This window comes from Aquimarina sp. RZ0 (assembly GCF_008370685.1).
Taxonomy (GTDB): domain Bacteria; phylum Bacteroidota; class Bacteroidia; order Flavobacteriales; family Flavobacteriaceae; genus Aquimarina.
The window spans coordinates 1-26,709 of the sequence record NZ_VTZU01000086.1 but is presented as its reverse complement, the minus strand read 5'-3'; the positions used below and the strand labels follow the sequence as shown (position 1 = coordinate 26,709).

Below are 26,709 nucleotides of genomic sequence, written 5' to 3'. Positions count from 1 at the left end.
AGCGACCAAGCCCCAGGAGGGCTCTGGGAGCTAGCTCCCAGAGCCCTCCTGGGGCTTAACCCTGAGACAGGGTTATAATTACACTTCCCCCCTTAAGATAATTTCCTTCTACAAAAAGAATATAAGGGTCTTGGGTCTTTTTATCTGTCCATAGATAGCAAAACATTTTTTTCTTAAAACAAAAACATGGCATCCCCCATTTCTTTGTTTCAGAAATTTCAGGATCTTGTTTTAGAATGATACTTCTTAATGCAAGTAAGCAACTCTTATTTGGTTCTTCCATATTTAGATAATAACAATCTATTTTTTTCATAATATTCTCACTTACAATTCTTCTGAGTTATCACTACAATAAACTATTTATACGATTTATAACTAAAAATTTCGCATATTCATCGTTTCTTTCTCCTTTCTACTTCGTTTAAAAAATAAACCGTAGCTATAGCTATGCTTGATTTTTTTGCCTTGCATAAAGAAAAAATAATTCAATGAATTTATACGAATTTTTTAATCACAAATCGTATTATTAAGTATAACAAAGATAAATTGATTAAATGTCATAGGTGTGTCAAGGGTCTTTTTATTCGTAATAATAAGTTTAAAAACAGGAACAAAATGATGCAATTTAAAATATGAAAAAAGATTAGAATTCAACTATGATGCATCTCAATTCTAATTGGAAACTACTCAAAATGAAAAGCATCAATTTCTTGTTTGAGCAAAAAATAGCTTCAGTTTCCTTTTATGTTCAAGTATCAATGGAAAAGAGCAAGTTCTGATAGATAATTTTAAATCAGAAATGGAACTCATCTTGCTATTGTACTACATAACAATCAATACTTAACATATAATTAGCACCTCTCATTTTATATTTTACAAGATAAGCTGCTATTTTTATGACATGCAAATCCACGAAACTGCTTTTATCGTTTCTACCTACAGGTCTTATCACCAAGAACTGAGTAAGGATATCTATGCCCGACTGTGGAACAATCCTAACACAGACCTTTTAATTCCTTCTATTTTAGAATCTATTTCTAAAGATGAAGCCATTCTGCATAGCCTGAGAAATCGATTCTTTTATGAACAGATGTATGCTTTTTTTTCTAAAAATAATGGTGGCACACTCATCAATTTTGGTGCAGGGTTTAGCATGTATCCATTTCTACTAAACAATACAGTCGATACCATAGAAATAGATAAAAAAGATATTATCGCCTACAAAAAAGAAAAAACGATGCATTGGATTCGGGAAGGAAAATTACCTCAGCGAGATATTCAATATACTGCAATAGATTTTAATAACAGTTCTGAACAAGATATACATACTACTATACAGCCTATGATCCATAAAACACCTACTTTTATTTTGCTGGAAGGGGTACTGTTTTTTCTGGGGCCTGATACAACCCATAAACTATGGAACATTTTTAAAGAGATACAAAGCAAGGGAGATCTTGTAGGTAGTGTCTCTTATATTCCCGAAATAGAAAATACGGATGTATATAAACGATTGCTGCACTATTTTGATACGCATAATGATACTGATGATCCTTTTTATCATCAGACCTTACCACATTCATTTTATGAAAACCTTGATAGATACCAGTTAAAAAAGCATATAGACGAATTTGATTTGTCAAAAATCTATGCTCCTGATGCTGAAATCAGAGATCGCACACAAATCCTTAATGAACATATGTATATCCTACAGAAATCTTAGCTTAATTTGATCAAAAAAAACACTCAACAGTTTATGTTAAGTGCTTTCTTGAGTATTAGTAGTATTGTTTTAGCGTATCTCGTTATTTCAAGATAATCTTTTTGCTAATCACCTGATGTTTCTCGTTCTCTATTTTTAGTAAATAGGTTCCTCTGGATAGAGAATCATCAAACTTGATAATCCCTGATTTTTTTTCTATATGAAAATCAAGATCCGAAACTTTTTTTCCTTTAAGGTCAAATAGTCTGAAAGTAGCATTACTAAGATCTTCTCCAGTATTCTTGATTACTACTGTATTATTAATTATCGGATTAGGAAAAAAGATAGTCTCTGAATCAGAAAAATCATTGACCGATAAATTAGGAGTTGGTAAGTCAAAGGGGTGTTGGAATCCTTGCACTGGTGACGGCATAGAATATAAATTCTTTCCTGCGGTTACAAAAAGGATATCTTTGTTAACACCTCCAAAAGTACAGTTCGTCGTTTTCTCAGGAAAAGCAATGACTTGTGTACGGTTACCGTTTTTATCAAAAACTTGTACTCCTGCTTCACTGGTTACATATAAGTTACCATCTACATCTGTTGCCATACCATCAGCTCCTGTATTGCTTACTCCACCAGCAGCTACCTGTAATGTACCAAAATCTCTCTGATTGGTCAAAGTCCCATCTCCTGACACATCATATGCCCTTACTTTATCACTAAAGGTATTACTGATATATAATACTTCTCCATCATTAGACAATAAAACTCCGTTTGGTTTTTCCATGTCATCTACAAGTTCGATAACTGTTCCTGCCGGATTTAGATAATATACTCTGTTCTTTGGCTGATATTCTGGTGTTCCAAAATTAGGATCTGTAAAATAGATCCCTCCTTTGGCATCAATGCATAAATCATTAGGGCTATTAAAACGGATCCCTTGATATTCTGAAGTAATCGTATTGATCACGTCTCCGTTTGTATTACGTTCTGTAATTCTGCTGGTGGTACCTTCACAAACTACCAGATTCATATCTCTATTAAACATCAAACCATTACCACGATTAGAACTTGTAGTTATTGGCGCAAATGTTTTTTGTGTTATTGAGTATTTTACGATAGTATTATTAGGGATATCGGTAAAATAAATAAACTCGCTTCCGTCCCATACAGGTCCTTCCAGAAACTCATAGTTTTGTCCCGTACTTTCATTCGTTATTTGAGCTTCTACAGTGGTTATTACAGAAGAAAAGGCAATAAAAAGATAAAAGAGTCTTAGTTTTCTCATAATTTGTGGGTATTCTATTTAGTTAATTAATACGATAGTAGCTTATAGAACGATGTTCTCCTGCTTCTAGTATTAACAATAAATATAAAAAGTAAAATATTCAGCTGTAAAAACTAAAACCCAGCCATCATAGCTCCACAAATCCCTAACCCAACGACAAGGTATACGCCTGCCAGGATAAAGAAGACTTTTCCCGCTTTACGATTTTTAATTTTAAAAAGTATCAACCCTATGACTGCCAGCAATAAAGGAGGCGCCAATAATATTGCCAAGATTAGAAACACTATCCCGTTCAGGTTTCCGGGTTCAAAAAATAATAACTGTTTCATCTGTTCATTTTTATTGTTTTTTTATTGTCAGATATAATACTATCCCACCTTTTCAATTTACTGGTATTAAATGCCTTTTTTCAGTTCTTCCAAATACTCTTTTTTATCATCCCTGTAGAACAAATTCATGGTCTCAAAAGGAATAATCTTATAGTCTTTGTTTACAATATGTACGCACGATTTTTTGATTGATCGTACATCAAAATTATATGCATCGATAAACTGCATAATAATAATCCTGAATAGATTGTCATATCCTAGATCAGGTGCATCAATCTCTGGTAAACAACACATAATGGATTTTAGATTTTCTGAAGCTGTATCTACCGAATTTCCCGTACTGAAAAGCTCAATCATTTTACTGTGTAACTCAGTATCCTGCTCATAAACAATCGTGTTTTTACCAGCATTCAATAAATCTGCTGGATTAATATATCGTGTTAACGGGATGATTCCTTCTTCATTTTTCACCGCATATCCCATTACCAATGCATCTGGATTACAAGGTACAGGAATCAAGTCATCAGATTCAAAAACAGGGAATTGCTCTAATATCTTTCTCCGTACCTCTGTTAAGGTTATTCGATTGATTTGGGCATCAAAATCCTCTAATCGACCGGCAATCTGAGTGGGTTGTAATGTCACTCCTCTCACACATTTTTGTTGCGCAGCATATGTGATGATATCTCCTATCTCCTGATCATTCAATCCTTTTTCTAAGGTAACAACCAGCGTAGTAGAAAGATTAAACTGGTTTAGGTGTAATATCGCTTGCTTCCTGATCATAGTAAGATCTTCACCTCTTAATTTTTCTAAAACTTCGGCTTTAAGAGAATCAAATTGCAGATAGATCTCAAAATCTGGCATATATCCTGCTAATTGCTCCGTAAATTTAATATCCCTAGCGATTCTTATCCCATTAGTGTTCACCATCAGATGTCTTATTGGTAATTGTTTTGCATAGTCAAGGATCTCAAAAAATTGTGGGTGTATCGTAGGTTCTCCCCCACTGATTTGCACTACATCAGGTTCTTTCTCATTTTCTACAATCGTATCTAGCATTTTTTTGATTTCTTCCAGGGTACGATGCCTGCCGTAATGTGGAGAAGATCCAGCATAACAAGTAGGACAGGTTAGATTACACCGATCTGTTACCTCGACAATGGATAAGCAGGAATGCTGCTCATGATCAGGACACAATCCACAATCATATGGACATCCATAATCTGTAGAGGTATTGAACTTATGAGGAAACTCTGAAGGTTTATTGTAATTTCTTATGTTTTTGTAATATTCAATATCATCAGCAATTAATACCTTAGACCTCCCATGTTCAGGACACCGTTTGAGCATAAAGACCTTATCTTTTTCAAAAACAATCTTGGCATCAATTCTCTTAAGACAGGTGGGACATAAACTTAGAGTAAAATCGTAATACGTATAATTTCTAGTGGGCATACAATAGCTTTCTAATTGTTTTCTGATAATAAATTAAGCATAAGATACACAAATACTGAATACTACTCAGCCCTAGTATTAAAAAAGTAGTCGGTTTTATATACTCAATCAAAAAGCGAAACAGGAAATAAGCAATCATAAAATATTTAAACAACAGCCCATTTTCTCCTGTTATTTTATGCTGAAACCGTTTCAGTACCACCCACAGTATTATTAAAAATATCACCTCGAATAGCGCAATTGGATATCTTTTTACCCCATCTCCAAGATCTAATCCTAAAAATGAAGTAGTTTCTACACCATAGGTAAACTCTTTTATTCCTGCCAGAAAACACCCTACTCTCCCTATGATAATTCCCAAAATGATTGGAAATGTAAACAAATCCCCGGAAGATCGTTTTTCTCCAATGATTCTTTTGGCTAGTTCTACGCCTAATAGCCCTCCAAAAAGCCCTCCCATAATAGTTTTAGCGTTCAATAATTGAAGAATATATCTCAGATCAAAAGAAGTAAATACGGGGTTCTCTAAAAAACCCACGACTCTGGATCCCAAGAACGCTCCAAAAACAGCACCTATAATAATGGATAATCTATTTGAAGAAGATATTAGATCACTGGAATTTCTTTTTAGATACACATAATATCTAAAACCTATAAAAAAAGCAGCATATTCCAGAATTAAATGGATATTCACTTTTACACCAAAAAATATAGGTTCAAAAGGAATATTCATATGCGCTTATCTCTATTTATACATCGAAATATACGTTTTATTTATGGAACTAATTCCGGGGAATACCAGTACGTTGAAAAGTTTGACTTTTACAAAATACTATCATTTCTGATTTATAAAGTAACAATTCAAATTTACTCGCAATCTATACACTTCAACATAAAAAGAAACCATGGCTGGAGTTAAGACTAAAAAATTGTCAAAAATCAGAGTATTAAATATTAATTTTGTAACAAAATCAGTACTTATGATAAGTTTACTCCATTACCTTGGCCATTACGTGATATCGTGGATCATCAATATCGTGTTCAATCACATTGGCTAATCTGGGAGAAGCTTTGATCATTAATGCCTGACATTCTTCGCTAAGATGCTTGACTCTCACATTTTTGCCAGCCTCTTCATATTTACCTACCAAATTAAAAATAGCTTCTAGCGCAGAATGGTCACTTACTCTGGACTCGATAAAATCAATTTCGATATTCTCTGGATCATTTGCTACATCAAACTTACTATTAAATGCTTGTATACTGCCAAAAAATAAAGGTCCCCAAATTTCATACACCTTAGTTCCATCTTCTTTAAAATGTTTTCTGGCACGAATTTTTTTGGCATTTTCCCATGCAAAGGCTAAAGCTGACATTATTACTCCTGCAATTACTGCAACTGCCAAATCAAAAAAGACCGTTAATAATGATACAGCAATAAGTACAATGGCATCTGTCAACGGAATTTTAGTAAGAATCCTAAAACTAGACCAGGCAAAAGTACCAATCACCACCATAAACATAACCCCTACCAGCGCCGCAATAGGAACTTGTTCTATCAATCCAGAGGCAAAAAGTATAAACATTAGTAAAGTAACTGCTGCTACAATTCCGGATAAGCGATTACGCCCTCCTCCCTTTATATTAATAATAGATTGACCAATCATTGCACAACCGCCCATTCCACCAAAAAGCCCTGTTATGATATTGGCTCCTCCTTGTGCTAAACATTCTCTGTTAGAATTACCACGAGTTTCTGTCAATTCATCAATAAGATTAAGTGTCATCAAAGATTCTATTAATCCAATAGCTGCCAGAATTAACGCATAAGGTCCTATAAATTTGAATGTTTCCCAGTTTAGTGGTATTTTATTAAAAATATCAAACTGAAATTGAGGCAGTCCGCCTTTAAGCCCCTCTCCTCCTCCATCTTTAATAAAACTACCTACAGTAGCCACGTCTAATTTTCCTAAAATTACAATCGCAGAAACTACTAGGATTGCTATTAATGCTTCTGGAAATTTGGACGTTGCCTTGATTTTAGGTAATCCCCACATAATAGCCATCGTAAGTAATACTAAACCAACCATTAACAATAAATCTGATCCATTCATCCAAGATTTTTCTCCATGCACATACTCCTTGAACATCCCCAACTGAGAGAGAAAAATTACAATTGCCAGACCATTAACAAATCCCATCATCACCGGATGCGGTATTAATCTAACAAATTTTCCCAGTTTAAAAACACCAGCTAGCATCTGTATAATTCCCATAAGGATCACGGTAGCAAAAAGGTAATACAACCCTAATTCTTCTCCTACTACTCCCATCGCATTTCCTTCTGCAACCAGACTCACCATAACTACCGCCAGTGCTCCCGTTGCTCCGGAAATCATCCCTGGACGTCCTCCAAAAATAGAGGTAATCAATCCAATCATAAATGCAGCATATAATCCTACTAATGGATCTACACCAGCTACAAAAGCGAAAGCAACAGCTTCTGGCACTAAAGCTAATGCCACTGTTAATCCAGATAGGATATCATTTTTGGCATTTGCCACTCTTTTTCTTACAAACTCAGTCATAATCAGTCTATTTTGAGGGTGCAAAAATACAGTTATTTTATGGGTAAGCAAGAAATTACTTTTAATAAAAATAGCCTTATTTTATCTTAATATCATTCCTGTGTAAAGCACCAATTCACAACCTAAACACCTGACAATCTTACCTTAACATTATTAAATTCCAAATACTCATGAAAAATCTACAAATTCTAGCCTTTTGCTTACGTTGAATATATTCCAGAAGAAACCTGTAGCTATAATCCATACCTTTAAAAGTCAAACTAAAAAAACATATTTTTCGTAACACAAACTTTTTTAACTAACATAATTAACCAAGACTTACCTCATGAAAACACAAATTTATTTTAAGATCGTACTGATCATGCTTGTAATTTTTTCAAGCACCTCTATATCAGCACAATCAGAACTTTTTATAGCCACCAATGGTAATGATAATAACCCGGGCACCAGAGATAGACCACTGGCTACACTAACAGGGGCAAGAGATAAAGCAAGATCCACAGGAGCAAAAACCATTTGGGTACGTGGTGGTAATTATAGTTTTGACAGTAGTTGCGACTTAGATGCCAAAGACTCTGGATTAAAAATAAGCGGATATAAGGATGAAAAAGCCATCTTTGATGGAGCAGAATATTTAAAACCAACAGATTTTAAAAAAGTAAATGATGGCAATACACTAAATCGATTGCATGAAAGAGCAAAAGGAAAAGTTTTTGAAATAAAAATTAACAAAAATGATATCAGAGATTTGCTAAATCAGTCTACTACGCAACTTTCTATGGATAATATTATGATCCACGCATCCAGATTTCCTAATATCGGCTATGCACATATCAATCCTGGCTCAATTCAGAATTCTTCTGAAACCGTAAATACAGATGGAAGTGATTCTCAACCTAAAGGAGCTAAATTTAAACTCTATGAAAATATAAATTCCAGTAAGTGGATTGCAGAGATCAGAAGAAATAAAAAAGCTGAAGTTACAGGGTATTATTCTGCCGATTGGTTGAGTGAATCTTCTCGTATTTTTTCTATCAATGGTGGTCAGGTTCATCTAATGGATGGTTCCAGATATGGGTTAAAAGACCGAGGACGCCCTAACAGACTGTATGTAAAACATTTATTATGTGAGGTAGATCAACCTGGGGAATGGTACTATGATAGCATAGATAAAAAACTATATCTATGGCCTTTATCCCCAATCAATGACACATCTAATATTGGTATCTGGGCAGGCTCTGAGCTTATTAACATTACAAATGCCAGAGATATCAAAATACAAAAAATCACCATACAGCATGTAAGCAGAGGAAAAAGAGGAGGAGATGCTACGATCGATATCAGAAGCAGTGAATCTTGCGAAATAGCTGGAGTTACTTTTAGATATATTGCAAACATAGCAGTTGCCAACATCATTGATGGTAAAGAATGTGGTATTAAAAGCTGTGATATATTTGATTGCGAAGGAGGATTTAGATGCTACGGAGGAACTGTAACCCAAAACGAAATTATACATGGTAAGAATTACGTTGAAAACTGCCATTATACTCATATTTACTCTAAAGATTTTTATGGAAAAATAGCTGCTGTTAAAGGTGCTGGGAATTCTTTTAGAAATAATTTAATCCATAATACCAATGGACAACCTTTTAGCTATTCTGGAGTAGATCATAAAATAGAACTTAATGAAGCTTTTAATACTGGTATAGAAGAAGGTGATGGAGGCGTGTTTTATACGGGAAATAGTATCTGGTCTTTTGGAACTGTATTAAAACATAATTTTATCCATCATAATATGTCTGTACCTGGGTTATTAGGTAAAGGTGGCTTTCATTGTGATGACTTTGATGCGGGTGAAAAAATTAAAGAAAATGTATTTTATAAAGGAGGCTGGGCTGCTGTAAAATTTAATAAAAGTGGTGGTCAAACAGTTCAAAATAATATCTTTATTAAAGGCTTTCTAGGTGTTAGAAATAATACCTACAGGCAATCTTTTTATGACATCTCTATCGATCTTATTGAAAATGATCCTAATAACACCGGTAAGCCTAATTATATAGGACGCATGCTGCAAGCAATTGGAAAACCTGGATGGCAAAATGGTCTGAACGAGAACAATTGGTACTCGAAAGTTTCTGATTATTGGAAAAACAGGTATCCGACGATGGATATTCTTTTCAAGAAATATCAAAATAACAAGAATATGCACGCCTATGAGAGTAGGTATTATGATAATTTATTTAATGGAAATACCAAAAATAAATTCGGTGTTTTTACTCCAGGTACTGCAGAAAGAAATAATAAGGATATTAATTTAGATATTTTTCAAAGCCCTGCCAATCTCAATTTTAAATTCAAAAACAGACCTGCTGATTTTCCTGACATTCCTTTCCAAAAAATAGGATTATATAAAGATAGTTTCCGTTGCGCTGTTCCCAGTAAAGATCAATATAGAAAAACAATAAAACAACATTTTGAAAACAGACCTGTACATGATGACAAGGCTAGATATAATAGAAATACTGTAAACAGTTTGATTTATTATAACTCTGGTAAAATGGTTTTAGACCTTTTACCGTGTTATAATCAGGGAAACCCAACAAACCCGCCTGTAACGGCTTCAGAATACCGATATGATTTAGGTACTTCCAGCTCTCCTGTATTTAATGAATACACCAGAATGACTAATACTAATAAACCTGGGGTGTATTCCTGGACAAAACTTAATGATCTAAAAATTGCAGATCGGGGAAATATAAATGGTGCTAATAATATTAATCGTGACTTCTTATTTGGCGAAGGTATTAATAACACATTGATTCACAATGTTAAAAATGGTTTCTGGAGAGTTGTGGTGACTTGGGGAGATGCAAAAGACCCTAGAGATAATATGAGAGTGATGGCAGAAGGAAAAACTATGCAAAGAGATATCAGTACAAACGCAGGGCAATTTAAAAACAGTGATTTTACTATTGAAGTAACAGACAGAAAATTAAATCTTGATTTCATTGATGATGGAGGACGTAATAACAGATGGTCTGTAACCAGAATATGGTTGCGTAAAGTGAATGCACCTTCTCCCCCTCCTGGTGGTAATTCTGGCCTCATTATAGAAGCAGAAGATTTCACAAATACAGGAGGAACATTTGATGATGCTTTTGCAGGAGGTTCTGGACTTGGAGTAAATAGAACTGCTACTACAATTAATTATGTAAATAACGGGGATTGGGCAGAATATCGTGTTGACGTTCCAGAAACAGGTAGTTATAGCATCGAATATTTGATTACTACACCATCGGACGGTTCACAAATCCAATTATCAGTTGATGGCACTGTAGTTTCTACAACTAATGTTCCTAATACTGGCAGTTGGGATAGTTTTACTTCATTAACTTCAAATGACAGAATAACGCTATCTGCAGGATTACATACCATAAGGATAGTTGGATCAAGTGATACAACCTGGCAATGGAACTTAGATAAAATTATATTATCAACAGGATCTTCTCGAGATTCGGGAATTAATGATTCTAAAACATCAATAGTAACCATATTCCCTAACCCAGTAAATAATTTACTCAATATAAAATATGATGGTGAAATATCTAAGCAAACCAGCATTAATGTCTATGATAAATTAGGTCGCACTATTCTTTCTAATACATTTAAGAACCAAGAGCTATCAATTCAGGTAGAAAGCTTATCTCCTGGAATGTACTTTATTAAAATCCGAAATAATAATGAGCTGATAAGTCAACAAAGCTTTATTAAACAATAACATCACAAATTCATTATCTTTTATATCGTAAATAGCAGACTGATTAAATCCAGTCTGCTATTTTTTTTTGTTAAAAGGCATAAAGACTTTTACTATACAAAAGGTCTTCTTTACTTTAGTGCAAAAAAACCGTTACTATCAAAAAATGCACACAAAACAACTCAAAAAACATCTAAAAAAGATTTCAATTTTAGTACTGGCTATACTAATATACTCTTGTAAGAATAACAATCCAGAACAGTTGAAAGTGCCTGATTTTACTACTCATTTCGAAAAAAGCAATGGTACAGAAACCCCTACATACCCAGAAGTAATTGCCTATTATCAAAAATTAGCAACTCATTATCCAGAAATTGACATAAGAGAAATCGGAATGACTGATAGTGGTAACCCTTTGCATATTATTTCATTAAACCCTGATAAAAATTTCAACTTTGAAACGATACGGAAAACAAAACGTATTCTTTTAATTAATAATGGGATTCATCCGGGAGAAAGTGACGGGATCGACGCTACTATGTTGCTATTCAGAGATATTGTACAAGGTAAAATAGAACACCCAAAAAACACTGTATTAACGACTATCCCGGTCTATAACATCGGAGGAGCCCTAAATCGTAATTCTGGCACCAGAACAAATCAAAATGGTCCTAAATCTTATGGTTTTAGAGGAAATTCTCAAAACTATGATCTAAACCGGGATTTTATCAAAAATGACTCTAGAAACTCCAGAGCTTTTGCTAAAATTTTCCACTTGGTACAACCGGATGTTTTCATTGATAACCATGTAAGTAATGGTGCTGATTATCAATATGTTTTAACACATCTATTTACACAACATAATAAACTAAATGGCAAATTAGGCAACTATTTACATAAAGAAATGCACCCGCAGCTAGAAACCTCACTTTCCTCTAAAAACTGGGATATCACTCCCTACGTTAATGTTTGGGGAACGACTCCTGATAATGGCTGGATACAATTTATGGATTCTCCCAGATACTCCACAGGATATACAACGCTCTGGAACACCCTGGGTATGATGGTCGAAACTCATATGCTAAAACCCTATAAACTAAGAGTTGAAGGCACGTATGAACTCATGAAATCAATGATAGAAATTACTGAAAAAGATGGAGAAAAAATAAGATCACTACGCAATCAAGCATTTACAGATCTTCCAAAGCAAAAAATATATCCCGTACACTGGAAAGTTGATACCACACAAGTTAGCAAATTTAAGTTCAATGGATATCAGGGTGAATACATCTTAAGTGAAATAACGGGTGCAAAAAGACTAAAGTACGACCAAAGTAAACCCTATAGCAAAGAAATCAATTATCAAAACTATTTTACTCCTGCTCTGGAAATCAAAGTCCCCAAAGCATATGTAATACCAAAAGGATGGTGGAATATTGTCGAAAGGTTAACGCTAAATCAAATTCAATATAAAATCTTAAAAAAAGATTCTTCTGCTACTGTTCAGGTATATCATATCAATGATTTCAAAAGTAGAGACATGCCTTATGAAGGTCATTATCTGCATGAGAATACTGCTGTAAAAAAGAGCATAGAAACCATCACCATTCATCAGGGGGACCTTATAGTGCCTACGAATCAAAAAGGATGTAGATATTTATTAGAAACACTGGAACCTGAGGCTCCGGATTCTTTTTTTAACTGGAACTTTTTTGACACTATCTTACAACAAAAAGAAGGGTTTTCCCCATATGCCTGGGAAGATAAAGCTGTGGAATTATTAAGAGCAAATCCCGAATTGAAAACCCAATTTGAAGAAAAAAAGAAGGATACCTCCTTTGCTAAAAACTGGTATGCGCAATTGGATTGGATACATAAACAATCAGATAACTATGAAAAAGCTCATATGAGATACCCTGTTTATAGAATTTTGAAATAGAATAGCAAAACATTTAAATCACGATTACCGAGTAAACAATACTTTATTTTTTTGAAAAACTAGGTCAGGTATTCATGAGAAAATAATTGCCGGATATTAGCATAAGAATCTTTCAAAGCTTTTTTTGCTTTTTTTGCATTCTTCCACCTTACCTTCATGATTCCTTCATCTTTTTGCGGTATCAAGACTCCATCATATGCAGTTTTCATTTCAAACCAATAAGTAACTTTAAGCCTAAACTCTCCATTCCTTTTAAAAATATGATATGTTCTATATAAAAATTTGGTAATTTCTAATCCTGTTACACCTGTTTCTTCTTCAACTTCGCGGATAGCGGTAGTTTCCATGTCTTCTTTTTTTTCTGCTTTTCCCTTGGGGAGATCCCATTTCCCATTGCGATGGATAAAAAGAACATCTTTCTGAGCATTATAAACCTTTCCTCCTCCTGCCAAAACTACAGGTAACTTAGCGTACAGATGCTCCAAAAGTTTTTCTTCACTTTTATGATAGAAATGATATCTGGCTTCTTTTCCGTCACTTTCATTCCTCAAAATATCCCTTATAATTTCAGGAAACTCTACTTCTTTGATATGAATTGTGTGATAATTCTCAATACTCTTTTTTGTAGAGAGAATAATTGGAGTATTATTCACAAAAACTTTATACATTTGCACTATGATTTTTGATAAAAATACAGCAAAAAAAACAGCTGAATTACTTTTGCAAATTAATGCAATTAAATTACAACCACAAGAACCTTTTACATGGGCTTCAGGATGGAAATCCCCAATTTATTGTGATAACCGTATCACACTATCATATCCAGTAATCCGTAACTACCTTAGGGAAAACCTTGCTAAATTCATAGAAGAAGAGTATGGTAAACCTGATGTTATCGCGGGTGTAGCTACTGGAGCTATTGGTATTGGGATGCTCGTTGCAGAGCAATTAAACTTACCTTTTATCTATGTACGACCCGAGGCAAAAAAACACGGAAGGAAAAATCAAATAGAAGGTATTATCCCTAGTGGAAAAAATGTAATCGTAGTAGAAGACTTAATCAGTACGGGAAAAAGTAGCCTAAATGCAGTAAAAGCTCTTCAGGAAGTCGATGCCAATGTCAAAGGAATGGTTGCAATTTTTAATTATGGCTTTGATATTGCTTCAGAAAATTTTAAAGAAGCAGCATTAGCATTGCACACACTAAGTAATTACGAAAACCTTCTGGAACAAGCATTAGATACTAATTATATTACCGGAGCGCAACAAAAAACACTTCAAAGCTGGAGAACAAATCCTGCCGGGTGGAATCAATAAACTCTAACATCTATGAATTTAGAAAGCCCTACAGTAACTGTAGAAAAAACTCAACAAGAAGTATTTGACTTTTTAACTAAAGTTGAAAATTTTGAACAATTAATGCCCGAAAGCAAGCAAAAATTCGAAAAACTGAATGATTCCAGATTTCTTTTTCAATTAAAAGGAATGCCAGAAATTGTTTTGGAACAAAAAGAAAGCACCGCCTATTCTAATGTCGTTCTCGGTGCCGCAAGTGATAAACTTCCTTTCACATTAACAGCAGATATACTTGATACTGGCGATGGAAAAAGTACTACAAAATTGATTTTTGAAGGTACATTTAATGCAATGATGGGAATGATGATTAAAAATCCAATTCAGAATTTTATCAATACCCTTAGCGATAATATAAGTAAGATTTAAGTACCATTTCTGTTTTTAGAAGTACCAAAAAAATAGCTGATTTTCGTTTAGGACAATAAAGAAAATTAATACCTATAGCTCAGCTATGGGTTATTTCTATTGTGACGCTTTTACCAAAAGGTAAATATCAAAAGGTTAATATAATAATTTTATCTCTTTAAGATCAAAGTCCTGAATTACCTCATCCTCTAATAAAACTTGCAGCTTTCCCAATGATGTAACATTTTGAATAATACCTACAAAAGAATTCCCGTCAATATCCTTAAATGTAGAGGGTTTATTTTTTCTAAATAACAATGATTCATACTCTTCCTTTATTTCTTTAAAATTTGCATAGCATAAAGTAGAAAAACGATATTCTAATGCAGAAAGCAGTGAAAATAATATTTCGTCTAAATCAAAATTCTTACCAAGCAACTGTTTTATGGATCCTGCCATCGGGAGGTTATCAAACTCTAACTGATTTACATTCATTCCAACACCAATAATACTACCTCTCAATCTGCCATTATTAACTACGTTTTCTATTAAAATACCACATATCTTAAATCTATCTGACAGAATGTCGTTAGGCCATTTTATAGACAATTTTGGTAAAACTAACCTTTGTAATACATCACAAACAGCTAATGAGACCCCCATAGAAACATAAAACTGATCACTTATACTGATCTCACCAATAGGCATAAACACACTACAAGTAAGGTTTTCTCCGGGATTACTTTGCCAGATTGTTCCCATTTGCCCTTTACCTTTATGTTGTTCTTTTGCAACGACACAAATAGGTGTAGTCAAATATTCCACTCGATTCTTATCTCTGAGAAAAGTATTTGTGGAGCCAATGGCATTAACTTTGATAATATGCATAATTAATGATGTGAAAGTTTTACAAATGTCAGCAAATACAGACATTAAAATCATAAAAAGTAATAACTTTACACAAATTAAAAAATTGCATGACTAAAAAAGAAATTGATACTGATCAATTAATAACACAAATTATTAAAGGTATTGAAGAAGTAAAAGGTAATAATATAAGTATATTAGATCTACGAGAGATCGAAAATACCGTTTGTAATTATTTTGTTATCTGCAACGGAACCTCTAATACTCAAGTGAATGCTATTGTCAATTCCATCCAAAAAACGGTAAGCAAATCTCTTAAAGATAAACCTTGGCATGTAGAAGGTAGTGAAAATGCTGAGTGGGTATTAATTGATTATGTAAATGTGGTTGTTCATGTTTTTCAAAAACATATTAGAGAATTCTATGATATAGAAGGGTTATGGGGCGATGCGAGAACAACAACTATTGAAACAAATTATTAAAAAAAAGTAAATGGCGAAAGACAATAAAAAATCAGAACCAAACAAAAAACCTAAGTTTAGTGCATATTGGATTTATGCAGTTATCATTATTGGTTTTTTTGCATTAAATTTTATAAACGGATCAGGTATAGGAAATGCTCCAAAAACTACTCCTTCTGATTTTAATAGCTTTTTAAGAAACGGAGAAGTACAACGTGTGTTAATAATCAACAGGCGTAAAGCAAAAGTTTTTCTTACTCAGGAAGCTAAAGCTCAGGAAAAACATTTGAGAAAAGGCAACTCTATTTTACCAGCGAGTACTAATGATCCAGACTATGAATTTGAGTTTGGAGATCTTCAAAATTTTGAAAATGAAATTGCAAGAATAAAAACTGAAAATGGATTATCTACAGAAGTTGGGTATGACACAGAAAGTAATATGTGGGGAGATATTTTTATCACGTTATTACCTTTTGCACTAATTATTGGTGTTTGGATTTTTATTATGCGAAGAATGAGTGGCGGAGCTGGAGGCGGAGCCGGTGGTCAGATATTTAATATCGGAAAATCCAAAGCAAAACTTTTTGATCAAAATACAGATGTAAAAGTTTCTTTTGAGAATGTTGCAGGTTTAGAAGGCGCTAAGGAAGAAGTTCAGGAAATAGTTGATTTTCTGAAAAACCCCGAAAAATACACTTCTCTGGGTGGTAAAATACCCAAAGGGGCATTACTTGTTGGTCCTCCGGGGACTGGTAAAACCTTATTGGCAAAAGCTGTTGCAGGCGAAGCTAAAGTCCCTTTTTTCTCCTTATCCGGATCAGACTTTGTTGAAATGTTTGTAGGGGTAGGTGCTTCTCGTGTTAGAGATTTGTTTAAACAAGCAAAAGAGAAATCTCCTGCAATTATTTTTATTGATGAGATAGACGCTATAGGTCGAGCAAGAGGGAAAAGTAATTTCTCAGGATCAAATGATGAAAGAGAGAACACCCTAAACCAACTCCTTACAGAGATGGACGGTTTTGGCACAAACACCAACGTAATTGTTATTGCTGCAACCAATAGAGCTGATGTATTAGATAAAGCGCTGATGCGCGCAGGACGTTTTGACAGACAGATTTATGTAGATCTTCCGGATGTACGAGAACGTAAAGAAATTTTTGAAGTTCATCTCAAGCCCTTAAAAAAGGATGATGGATTAGATACTGATTTCTTATCCAAACAAACTCCAGGATTTTCTGGTGCTGATATCGCTAATGTTTGTAATGAAGCTGCCCTTATTGCCGCGCGTAAAGGTAATAAAGCTGTAGGCAAACAAGATTTTCTAGATGCTGTTGATAGAATTGTAGGCGGTCTGGAAAAGAAAAATAAAATTATCACCCCTGGCGAAAAAAGAGCAATCGCTTTTCATGAAGCAGGTCACGCTACGGTAAGCTGGATGCTGGAGCACGCTGCTCCACTGGTAAAAGTTACCATTGTTCCCAGAGGACAATCACTAGGTGCCGCCTGGTATCTGCCAGAAGAGAGACTCATTGTGAGACCTAATCAAATGCTTGATGAAATGTGTGCCACTCTCGGAGGACGTGCTGCAGAAAAAGTTATATTTGATGAAATCTCTACAGGAGCTTTAAGTGATTTAGAAAAAGTAACCAAACAAGCACGTGCCATGGTTACCGTTTATGGACTAAATGATAAGATTGGTAATCTAACCTATTATGACTCTTCTGGTGAGAATGAATATGGTTTTACGAAACCCTATAGTGAACAAACCAGTGAACTGATAGATAAGGAAATTTCTAATATTATAGAAGAACAATATCAACGCGCTATCAAATTATTAGAGAATCATAAAGATAAACTTACTGAACTTGCAGAAGTACTACTCGAGAAAGAAGTGATTTTTAAAGATAATCTGGAAAAGATTTTTGGAGAACGCCCTTTTGGTAAAAAAGAAGAAATTATTATAGAACCTTCTTAATAAATAACTATTTTTGCATTTATGATTTAAAAAATCTTAATCTAATGAGAATATTAGATTAAGATTTTTTTATCTTTGATAGTATTGTAAAACCGTAATCCCCAATCGAATATAAAAAAATGAGTCTATTTAGAAGATTATTTTCATCAAAATCTAAATCAGACCAAAAGAATGCCGAACGTCTCGAAGAAGATCGTAGTAAATATATGCCAGAGATCAATCTTCCGATTGATGAGAGCTTTATGATTAATTTCAAAAGAAATGGTGGTAAATTTTTATACTGTGATCACGAAGATGAAGTTCTTGATTCTTTTGACAAAATCCTTTTAGAAAATGACTGGTATGAACAAGATGTTTGTTGTTTTGACATGGGCTTAGAACATAAATTTTCCGGATTCAACCTTACATTTGTCAAAAACACTTCTGCATCATTCTTTTTTGCTACCTGTGAGTATTTAATTGCAGACAATGGCTCAATTCTTATTTCGTCCAATCAGCTGAAAGAAAAGAAACTCACGGAATTACCTGACAACTTTATCATACTAGCAGCTACAAGTCAATTAGTTAATAATATTGGCGAAGGTTTAAAAGGTATTAAAGAAAAAAACAAGAACACTATTCCTTCTAATATCACTACAATTAAAAACTTTGAACCGCAGAAAGAAAAAGACTTCCTAAGCTATGGAAGTAGCTCAAAAAATCTATATTTGCTGCTGTTGGAAGATTTATAACATGAAGGAACTGCTTACAAGATCTTTGTCAGGATTTTTATATATCTTGATATTATTAATTTCTATATTCATAAACAAATATACATTCATCGGGGTTTTTGTTATATTCGGTGTGATTTGTATTTATGAATTTCAGAAATTGATTCATCTAAAAAAAACCTGGTTATACTTCGTTTTTTTAGGCTTCCTCCTATTATTTCATACACTTACTATACCCTTATCAATGACTCTTATCATATTAGGGCTTACAATTCTTACACAATTATTTCTGGTAAGAGACCTCCTTACCATAAGAATAATACCTATGTTTGAAAAGCGAAAATATTTTACGAGTATATTTTTTCTTATCACCTCGATCGTATTTCTAACACTGCTTCCTTCTTATGATATGGAATATGATCCTATAATGATAGCGGCGCCTTTGTTCATGATTTGGACAAATGATACTTTTGCATATCTGGTAGGCAAAAATTTTGGAAAACATAAATTATTAGAACGAATATCCCCAAAAAAGACTATTGAAGGATTCTTTGGTGGTTTTCTTTTTACATTAATCGCTGGATATCTAATTGCATATTTTACGAATACATTATCTATTTCAGTATGGTTGATTATAAGTATAATTATGAGTATTTTTGGCACTCTTGGTGATCTTATAGAGTCAAAATTTAAGAGACAGGCCGGAGTTAAAGATAGTGGATCTATAATGCCGGGACACGGCGGTATTTTTGATCGTTTAGATAGTATAATATTTGCCAGTCCGTTTTTATTTGCATTTTTACAAATTCTAAAACATGTTCCATAAAGAAGGTTATAAAATTATATCAGTTGCCTTAGTACTTTTTCTAGGTATTAATGTTGCTTCTTACGTTGCAATTCAAGTTGATGAGTGGATTCTACTTATTTTTATAGTTTCGTTGCTATTCCTAATAGCCATCTTGCAGTTTTTCAGAAATCCTAAAAGAATTACAGATGTAAATGACCATACTGTGGTTTCTCCTGTAGATGGCAAGGTTGTGGTTATTGAAGAAGTTTTTGAGAAAGAATATTTTAATGAAAATAGATTACAAGTTTCTGTTTTCATGTCACCTATCAATGTCCACGTTACAAGACACCCTATTAATGGAGCTGTCCAGTTTAGCAAATATCACCCGGGGAAATATCTTGTTGCCTGGCACCCTAAAGCCTCTGAAGAAAATGAAAGGACTACTGTCGTGGTAAAAAATAACAACGTAGAAGTTCTCTATAGACAAATCGCAGGAGCACTGGCAAAACGCATCGTAAATTATGCGCACGAGGGCGAAAAAGTAGTACAGGGCTCTGATAGTGGATTTATCAAATTTGGTTCCAGAGTAGACGTTTTTCTTCCTATAGGTACAGAAATAAATGTCTTTTTAAATCAAAAAGTTAAAGGAGGGGAAAGTATTTTAGCAAAAGTATAAATGACCGAAGAAGAGCTGCATATCAATTTTAAAAAGGCTTTTGAAAAAGCTAGTAATACAAAAATACAATTACCCCCTGATGTTAAACTGCATTTTTATGCCTATTACAAACAAGCCACACATACAGAAGGTTTTTACACTCCGTCTGGTGATAGCGAACTAAGAAATGCATTTAAGCTTAATGCGTTATTTCAGGTAAAAAACCTTACTCCTGATGAAGCAAAATTGAAATATATCGAATTGGTTGAAAAATATATTATAGATTAATCTCAATTCTCAAACCGAATGATACTATGTCATTTGGAATCTCCTTTTTATCTGATTAAAAATTATCTAGAAATCTGAGTTCGATTAATTCCAGGCACTTCATTTTGAATCAAATTCTAATAGTACTAGTTGTTGTTTTAATTTATAATGAAAAGAAAATAAATAACTCTGATTATCAGTTAAATGAACAATAAAAGTACAATATAAGAACAAAATATGTCATAAATATAAAATTGGTGGACGATAACAGCACAAAAGCATTTAACTTTTGAAAAGATGTAGCATTTCTTTAACTTTGGGATGTGATTATGGCATTGTTCTCCAAAAGGGGAATTAAAAAAAATGTAAGCATCTTCAAATTCAAAATTTAACAGGAATTTTCTTAATCATTATTTTTCAAACTTGCAAGATCCTCGCCATACGAACAAAGGAAATTTAAGACATTCTATTGCTTACTTTTAGTGCTGTACTTTGTGGTTGTCAAGAATGGGATCGTATACTAATGTTTGGTGAACATGAAATAGATTGGCTAAAGAAACATGGTTCCTTTTCTAATGGGCTTCCATCCAAAGACACGCTGCGCAGATTTTTTATGGCACTAGATCCATCAAGTTTTGAAAAATGTTTTAGAAATTGGATAGATTCACTTCGTGATCCAAGTACTTTAGAGGTTATAGCTTTGGATGGAAAAACAATTCGGGGAGCAAAAAATTCTTCAGCTCCACAAAGTATAATACGATTTGCGATTAAAAAATTCGTATAAATTCATTGAATTATTTTTTCTTTATGCAAGGCAAAAAAATCAAGCATAGCTATAGCTACGGTTTATTTTTTAAACGAAGTAGAAAGGAAAAAGAAACGATGAATATGCGAAATTTTTAGTTATAAATCGCATTAGATATGTTATACGATTTACGGATGAGAATTTCGTAAAAATAATGGCAAGGATTTTTCGCTAGATTGATGAATCAAATTAAAGAATAGCCATAGCTATTGTTTAATTTTATGAAGAAAATATAGTAGAAAAAGAATGTCATTAGATGCGAAATTTTTATTCGTAAATCGTATTATTCATTGAAAAAAGTATTGTCTCCATTGATGCGATGGGTTGTCAAAACGCAATTGTAGAACAAATAAAATCTAAAAATGCCAATTATATTATCGCGACTAAAGCAAATCAAGGAACACTTCATTTAGCTATAAAAGATACATTACAATTAGAAAAACCTGCTGAAATTGTTGTGCAAAATGATTGCGGCCATGGAAGAGTAGAAAAGCGAAGCTGTAAAATCTATACAAATTTAAGCCATCTTGAAAATGCTGAAAAGTGGAAAGATTTGAAGTCATTTATAGTTATTGAAAAAGAAGTATATCTATAAATCATCACAAAAAACAAGTAATGAAACTCGTTTCTATATTTCAAATTTAGCACAAGATGCTACAACTATAAATACTGCTATCAGAAAGCATTGGTCAATAGAAAATCAATAACATTGGGTGTTCGATGTGGTATTTAACGAGGATTCTGCTAGAAAGAGAGTTCAAAACTCCGCAGAAAATTTCAACATTGTTTTAAAAACAGCCTTAACGCTTATCAATAAAGAAACTACACTCAAAAAAAGCAAACTACCTCGGGGCAAGTCCACGAGGCATTTATTGGAAAAAACATGTTGATTTCGAGGCAAGCCTCGGAGCATTTAAATCTCGATTATCGAGAAAAAACAATAAGAGATTCAAAGCTTTGATTAATAAAGAATATCGAGAAAAAGTGCTCGGGGTTTAAATGCTTTTGCCCTGGTCAGCACACGTTTTGAACGTCTGAAAAGAATAGCTAAATTAAGGTATGACGCAACAATAAAAGAACTCGAATTTGAAGAGACCAGAGGACATATACCAACTGAACTGTCCTATATGCAAGCATATAGGACAGTTCATTGATTTTACCTAATTAATTATTCGTAAAAACTTGAAAAAAATTATTAAACTCGGTATTTGTAATAATGAATTCACTTCTGCGATTCATTTCATGCTGTTCTTTATTACAAGGAACGCCATTGGTGCATTGATTTATCAATTGGGTTTCGCCAAATCCTTTTTTTGTGATTCTTGTGGGATCAATATTTCCTTTTTTGATTAAATAATTACGAGTTGAGTTAGCTCTTTTTTTACTTAATTTTAAGTTGTATTCATCATTTGCCCTACTATCAGTATGAGATCGTATGTCTATTTCAAGTTTTGGAAATTTTTGTAGCATAACAATAATTTTTTGTAGTTCTATTTCAGCATCTTTTCTTATTTTAAATTTATCTAAATCAAAATAAATATTAGGTATTTCGAGTGTCTTTGACAAGTCGACTCCTTTTTGAATTTTTTTGGTGTAGGATTCACTTTTTGCAAGCGCAATATTTTGCTGGATTATTTTATTTTTGGTCATAGTTGTCTCAAACAAAATTTGATTAGGAATGTAACCAATTTGTTGAGCTCTTACTATAAATTTTTCAGTACAGGCTACATAAAAAATATAACTTCCTTTATCATCGGTTATTGATCGATTGATTTCTTTCATATTTTTATTAAACAATATAACCTCTGAATTAGGAATTATTTTTTGTGTTTGTTGATCTATAACCAGCCCTTCAATGTATTGTCCACATTTTGGATCCAAAGGAGATATTTGTGTAAAATAATAAATATCATCACTGCCTTTACCTTCTGGACGGTTGCTGGAAAAATACCCGTTACTGGAATCATTATCGATAATAAACGAAAAATCATCATAAGGACTATTAATAGGTCTGCCAACATTATAAGGAGGTGAAAATATATCATTTCCGCCTTTGGCAATAAAAACATCCAGTCCTCCTAAACCTACGTGACCATCACTGGAAAAATAAAGATCTCCATTTTTACTTATATAAGGAAAACTTTCTCTTCCTTCGGTGTTAATATGATCACCTAAATTTTTTGGTGTACTAAAAGTGCCATTTTCATGAATGAAAACTTCATAGATGTCCGAATTACCATAAGACCCAGGCATATCACTGGAAAAATAAAGTTTTTTTCCATCGGAAGTAATAGTAGGATGCGCAATTGAATATTCATTACTATTGAATGGTAATTCTTCAATATTACTCCATTTATTATCTATCAAAGTAGCTCTATATAACTTTAGCAGGGTGGTTCCCATACCATCCGTTCCTAGTTTTTTATTTAGGTAGTTGTTTCTTGTAAAATACATTGTTTTTCCATCTTTACTAAATGTTACAGACGATTCATGCACTGGTGTATTGATATCTCCTTTGAGCAGTTTAGGAGCATCTTTTATTTCACCTTTTTCTATCCGGGTTGTGTACAGGTCCAGAAAAGGCATTTTGTCCCATTCATAAATGATTCCTCCGCCTCTCGAAGATGAAAACACCAAGCTTCCATTAGGGTCAAAGCTTGGAGAATGTTCAGAAAAAGGGCTATTAATGTCTATTTTCTTTAATTCAAATTTCCCAGATTGTTTTTCAATAAATTCTAAGTAATATCTTGTAGATCGAAAAAAAGCTGCACGTTTGTCATATTCGCCGTGTAGTACATTAAATTTTTCCATGATCTTGTCAGATTTATCATATTTTTCAATGCTTTTCAGGCATTGAGCATATCTATATAGATATTCAGAATCTAGTTGCTTTTCGTACTTTTTTACGAGTCTTTCATACCAAATTACGGCATTTTCGAAATCCGCATTATAATAATAGGAATCCGCAATTTTTCTTAATAGATCGGCAGAAGAATATCCTCTTTTTGCTACTTCCAAATAGATTTCTCGTGCATCAATAAAAGCATATTGATCAAAGTTTTCATTAGCCTTAGCTATAAGCTTTTCTTGCGCATTTGTACCAGAAGTTGTGATAATTAATATACATAAGATACGAATCAAATGCTGAATAATAAATGGATGTTTCATGATTAAAAGAACCTGGGAGTTAACATTCGGCTAGAGTTTCGATCTATCTTATTGAGGATATCAAATCGTAGTAAGAATTCAAAGCTTCCCTTATTAAATTGAGTTTTGGAGAGTTCAGTAGTTTCATAGTCAAAAGAAAATCCAATCATTAGGTTTTTAAGCAGTTGAAAACCTACAATTCCACTAACCGCTGCACTCCACCTATAGGCAGCTCCCAAAGTAAGTTTTTCATAAAAAAGAAAATTAGTAGAAATGTCTATTTGGAGTGGAGCTCCATATACCATTTTGGTCAATAGCGCTGGTTTAAATTTTATATTGGAATTTAAATCAAAAGTGTGACCCGTTATTAAATAATAATTTACCCTTTCTTTTGCTAAAAGTTCTCCAGAACCATTTCCAGAGAGTGCATTCTGGTCAAAATATTTGGTTTCTAAAAGGTTTGGAACACTAATACCAAAATAGAATCGATTGGTATGATAGTAAAGACCAAACCCTAGATTCGGATTGAATTGATTTTCAATATTATTCTCATACGCAATATCATTGGTGTTTTCTCTGGAAAGGTTAATAAGGTCAACATTAAGCAGATGCCCTCCAATTTTGGTTCCAAAACTTATTTTTTTATTGTTCCCAACTGTAATTGCATAGGCCAAATCAATATTGAAATAGGTTTCAGAAGTAGGGTTGATTTTATCATTTATAATGGAGAAACCGAGTCCGATATTGTTTTTTTTACTTAGAGGAGTATCAAAAGTTACAGTCTGAGTTGTTGGTGTTCCATCAATATTAAGCCATTGTTTTCGATGTAACGCAGAAAGACTCATTATTTCTCGACTTCCTGAATATGCTGGGTTAATACTACTTGTATTGTACATATATTGGGTATACTGTGCATCTTGTTGTGCATTCGTAAAAAAAGGAAGTACAAGCAATAATAGTAGTATGACGGTTTGTTTTTGTAATTTCATTATCATAATATTATTTGGGTTTACCTAACTAAGTATACTTGTCCTGAGCTTATCTGTGAGTTTCCGGTTTCATCTATATAATTTAGCATATAATAATAGGTACCCACAGGCAGATACTTTCCTCTTTCTATGGTAACTCTTCCATCGCTGAATCCTTTAAATCTTTCTACTCCATTTTGCTCGTATTGATCTTTATCAAATACTTTTACTCCCCATCTATTAAATATTTGTAAATGATTTTTTGGGTATTTCTTTAACCTTTTGATTACAAATTCGTCATTTGTGCCGTCACCGTTTGGACTAAAACTTTCATAAATAATTATTCCTTCCTGGTCTTTAAGAACTACAATTGTGGGATCTTCAGGATCCCCATCTTCATCGGGATCAATATTTTCTAAGTTGGATGGATCATCAGAAAGATCACATATTATATTTCCTGTGGTATCTACACCTAACGCTTTTGCTTGATTAATTACCTGTTTCGCAAGAACATCACTTTCTGTAATTATATATTTTGCAGTAAAACTAAATTCATCTTTTTCTCCAGCTTCCAGATTTATTGGATCTCCATAAATTTCTAATCCAGGTAAAGGGTCTTCAATCATGATGTTTTCAATATCTAGCTCTCCATTATTTTCAACAATGAATTTATACTCGATAACATCTCCCGGACCAATAATACAGTCTTTGTTTACATCCAGATAAACTCCCTCTTTTATCAAGTTTAGATTTCCTGTTAAACCATTAGTAGTGGTTACATTTATTGTTACGATTGCAGTATCGCAATCTCCATCAGCATCGCATATTTGATATGTAAATTCATCCGTACCAAAAAAATCAGTAGTTGGTGTATATTCTATGGTATCATCTGTAGGATCTTCTGGCGTTCCGTTCTGGTTTACCGTTGCGGTACCATTTTCTGGATTTAATACCACAGAAATCGGAGTATCAGAAGGACCATCTCCGCCAAAACTGTCATTGATCAATACTTCAATAGTTGTGGTGGTATCTTCATCAAGAGCTACAAGATCATCTACTGCCATGGGCTGATCATCCTGATTTTGTATATCTATTGTTACGATTGCAGTATCGCAATCTCCATCAGCATCACATATTTGATATGTAAATTCATCCGTACCAAAAAAATCAGTAGCTGGTGTATATTCTATGGTATCATCTGTAGGATCTTCTGGCGTTCCGTTCTGGTTTACCGTTGCGGTACCATTTTCTGGATTTAATACCACAGAAATCGGAGTATCAGAAGGACCATCTCCGCCAAAA

Annotated in this window: 24 protein-coding genes; 13 read left to right on the top strand and 11 right to left on the bottom strand. The window is 33.5% G+C overall.

Annotation, left to right across the window (positions count from 1 at the left end; genetic code table 11):
* Positions 1–55: 55 nt before the first annotated feature.
* Entirely contained in the window at positions 56–313 is a 258-nt protein-coding gene (locus F0000_RS23195; RefSeq protein WP_149627112.1) for a DUF1801 domain-containing protein, read from the bottom strand.
* A 588-nt stretch (positions 314–901) separates the two neighbouring features.
* On the opposite strand from F0000_RS23195, the gene F0000_RS23190 reads away from it, so the two are divergent.
* Positions 902–1,723 carry a class I SAM-dependent methyltransferase gene (locus F0000_RS23190; RefSeq protein ID WP_149627111.1) on the top strand — a complete coding sequence of 274 codons (822 nt, stop codon included), beginning with the start codon at positions 902–904 and terminating at the stop codon, positions 1,721–1,723.
* 82 nt (positions 1,724–1,805) lie between these two features.
* Here the strand turns inward: F0000_RS23190 and F0000_RS23185 are convergent, their stop codons facing one another.
* The 5 genes from F0000_RS23185 to F0000_RS23165 all read right to left on the bottom strand — a co-directional run bounded on the left by F0000_RS23185 (position 1,806) and on the right by F0000_RS23165 (position 7,368).
* Positions 1,806–2,993 (bottom strand): SMP-30/gluconolactonase/LRE family protein, encoded by a 1,188-nt coding sequence (locus tag F0000_RS23185; RefSeq protein ID WP_149627110.1) that lies wholly within the window; start codon positions 2,991–2,993, stop codon positions 1,806–1,808.
* Between the two features lie 113 nt (positions 2,994–3,106).
* Positions 3,107–3,322, bottom strand: a complete 216-nt coding sequence (locus tag F0000_RS23180) for a hypothetical protein (protein ID WP_149627109.1) — start codon at positions 3,320–3,322, stop codon at positions 3,107–3,109.
* Between the two features lie 66 nt (positions 3,323–3,388).
* Positions 3,389–4,780: a radical SAM protein gene (locus tag F0000_RS23175; RefSeq protein WP_149627108.1), complete on the bottom strand. Its 1,392-nt coding sequence runs from the start codon at positions 4,778–4,780 to the stop codon at positions 3,389–3,391.
* Positions 4,770–5,513, bottom strand: coding sequence for a prolipoprotein diacylglyceryl transferase (locus tag F0000_RS23170; protein WP_149627107.1), 744 nt, complete (start codon positions 5,511–5,513; stop codon positions 4,770–4,772). The genes F0000_RS23175 and F0000_RS23170 overlap by 11 nt, the downstream gene beginning before the upstream one ends.
* A gap of 256 nt (positions 5,514–5,769) precedes the next feature.
* Positions 5,770–7,368, bottom strand: coding sequence for a SulP family inorganic anion transporter (locus tag F0000_RS23165; protein ID WP_149627106.1), 1,599 nt, complete (start codon positions 7,366–7,368; stop codon positions 5,770–5,772).
* A gap of 325 nt (positions 7,369–7,693) precedes the next feature.
* On the opposite strand from F0000_RS23165, the gene F0000_RS23160 reads away from it, so the two are divergent.
* Both F0000_RS23160 and F0000_RS23155 read left to right on the top strand, forming a co-directional pair.
* On the top strand, positions 7,694–11,146 hold the full coding sequence (locus tag F0000_RS23160; protein ID WP_149627105.1) for a carbohydrate-binding protein: 3,453 nt from the start codon (positions 7,694–7,696) through the stop codon (positions 11,144–11,146).
* Between the two features lie 145 nt (positions 11,147–11,291).
* Positions 11,292–13,064, top strand: coding sequence for a M14 family metallopeptidase (locus tag F0000_RS23155; RefSeq protein ID WP_149627104.1), 1,773 nt, complete (start codon positions 11,292–11,294; stop codon positions 13,062–13,064).
* A 59-nt stretch (positions 13,065–13,123) separates the two neighbouring features.
* Here the strand turns inward: F0000_RS23155 and F0000_RS23150 are convergent, their stop codons facing one another.
* Positions 13,124–13,732, bottom strand: a complete 609-nt coding sequence (locus F0000_RS23150; RefSeq protein WP_149627103.1) for an NUDIX hydrolase — start codon at positions 13,730–13,732, stop codon at positions 13,124–13,126.
* A gap of 7 nt (positions 13,733–13,739) precedes the next feature.
* On the opposite strand from F0000_RS23150, the gene pyrE reads away from it, so the two are divergent.
* Both pyrE and F0000_RS23140 read left to right on the top strand, forming a co-directional pair.
* Positions 13,740–14,381, top strand: coding sequence for an orotate phosphoribosyltransferase (gene pyrE / locus F0000_RS23145; RefSeq protein ID WP_149627102.1), 642 nt, complete (start codon positions 13,740–13,742; stop codon positions 14,379–14,381).
* Positions 14,382–14,393: 12 nt separating this feature from the next.
* Positions 14,394–14,786 carry an SRPBCC family protein gene (locus F0000_RS23140; protein WP_149627101.1) on the top strand — a complete coding sequence of 131 codons (393 nt, stop codon included), beginning with the start codon at positions 14,394–14,396 and terminating at the stop codon, positions 14,784–14,786.
* Positions 14,787–14,921: 135 nt separating this feature from the next.
* Here F0000_RS23140 and F0000_RS23135 read toward each other — a convergent pair whose 3' ends face one another.
* Positions 14,922–15,653 carry a biotin--[acetyl-CoA-carboxylase] ligase gene (locus F0000_RS23135; RefSeq protein WP_149627100.1) on the bottom strand — a complete coding sequence of 244 codons (732 nt, stop codon included), beginning with the start codon at positions 15,651–15,653 and terminating at the stop codon, positions 14,922–14,924.
* 89 nt (positions 15,654–15,742) lie between these two features.
* On the opposite strand from F0000_RS23135, the gene rsfS reads away from it, so the two are divergent.
* From rsfS to F0000_RS23095, 8 genes are all read left to right on the top strand, one after another.
* Complete coding sequence (gene rsfS / locus F0000_RS23130) at positions 15,743–16,114, top strand: ribosome silencing factor (protein WP_149627099.1); 372 nt, start codon at positions 15,743–15,745, stop codon at positions 16,112–16,114.
* A gap of 10 nt (positions 16,115–16,124) precedes the next feature.
* The gene (gene ftsH, locus F0000_RS23125) at positions 16,125–18,068 is read left to right on the top strand and encodes an ATP-dependent zinc metalloprotease FtsH (RefSeq protein WP_149627098.1); all 1,944 of its coding nucleotides are present in this window, start codon (positions 16,125–16,127) and stop codon (positions 18,066–18,068) included.
* 119 nt (positions 18,069–18,187) lie between these two features.
* Entirely contained in the window at positions 18,188–18,799 is a 612-nt protein-coding gene (locus tag F0000_RS23120) for an LUD domain-containing protein (RefSeq protein ID WP_149627097.1), read from the top strand.
* Complete coding sequence (locus tag F0000_RS23115) at positions 18,750–19,604, top strand: phosphatidate cytidylyltransferase (RefSeq protein WP_368668140.1); 855 nt, start codon at positions 18,750–18,752, stop codon at positions 19,602–19,604. Before F0000_RS23120 ends, F0000_RS23115 begins: the two co-directional genes overlap by 50 nt.
* Positions 19,594–20,241, top strand: coding sequence for a phosphatidylserine decarboxylase family protein (locus F0000_RS23110; protein ID WP_149627095.1), 648 nt, complete (start codon positions 19,594–19,596; stop codon positions 20,239–20,241). The genes F0000_RS23115 and F0000_RS23110 overlap by 11 nt, the downstream gene beginning before the upstream one ends.
* Positions 20,242–20,508 (top strand): acyl-CoA-binding protein, encoded by a 267-nt coding sequence (locus F0000_RS23105; protein WP_149627094.1) that lies wholly within the window; start codon positions 20,242–20,244, stop codon positions 20,506–20,508.
* Between the two features lie 448 nt (positions 20,509–20,956).
* The gene (locus F0000_RS23100) at positions 20,957–21,271 is read left to right on the top strand and encodes an ISAs1 family transposase (RefSeq protein WP_188112238.1); all 315 of its coding nucleotides are present in this window, start codon (positions 20,957–20,959) and stop codon (positions 21,269–21,271) included.
* A 298-nt stretch (positions 21,272–21,569) separates the two neighbouring features.
* On the top strand, positions 21,570–21,887 hold the full coding sequence (locus F0000_RS23095) for an ISAs1 family transposase (protein WP_368668141.1): 318 nt from the start codon (positions 21,570–21,572) through the stop codon (positions 21,885–21,887).
* Between the two features lie 569 nt (positions 21,888–22,456).
* Here F0000_RS23095 and F0000_RS23090 read toward each other — a convergent pair.
* The 3 genes from F0000_RS23090 to F0000_RS23080 form a co-directional block, all read right to left on the bottom strand.
* A complete protein-coding gene (locus tag F0000_RS23090; RefSeq protein WP_149627091.1) occupies positions 22,457–24,460 on the bottom strand; it encodes an OmpA family protein in 2,004 nt (667 codons plus the stop codon).
* A gap of 2 nt (positions 24,461–24,462) precedes the next feature.
* A complete protein-coding gene (locus F0000_RS23085; protein ID WP_149627090.1) occupies positions 24,463–25,428 on the bottom strand; it encodes a type IX secretion system membrane protein PorP/SprF in 966 nt (321 codons plus the stop codon).
* A 20-nt stretch (positions 25,429–25,448) separates the two neighbouring features.
* Positions 25,449–26,709: gliding motility-associated C-terminal domain-containing protein (locus F0000_RS23080; RefSeq protein ID WP_149627089.1), on the bottom strand; the 1,261-nt coding region annotated here is incomplete at its 5' end.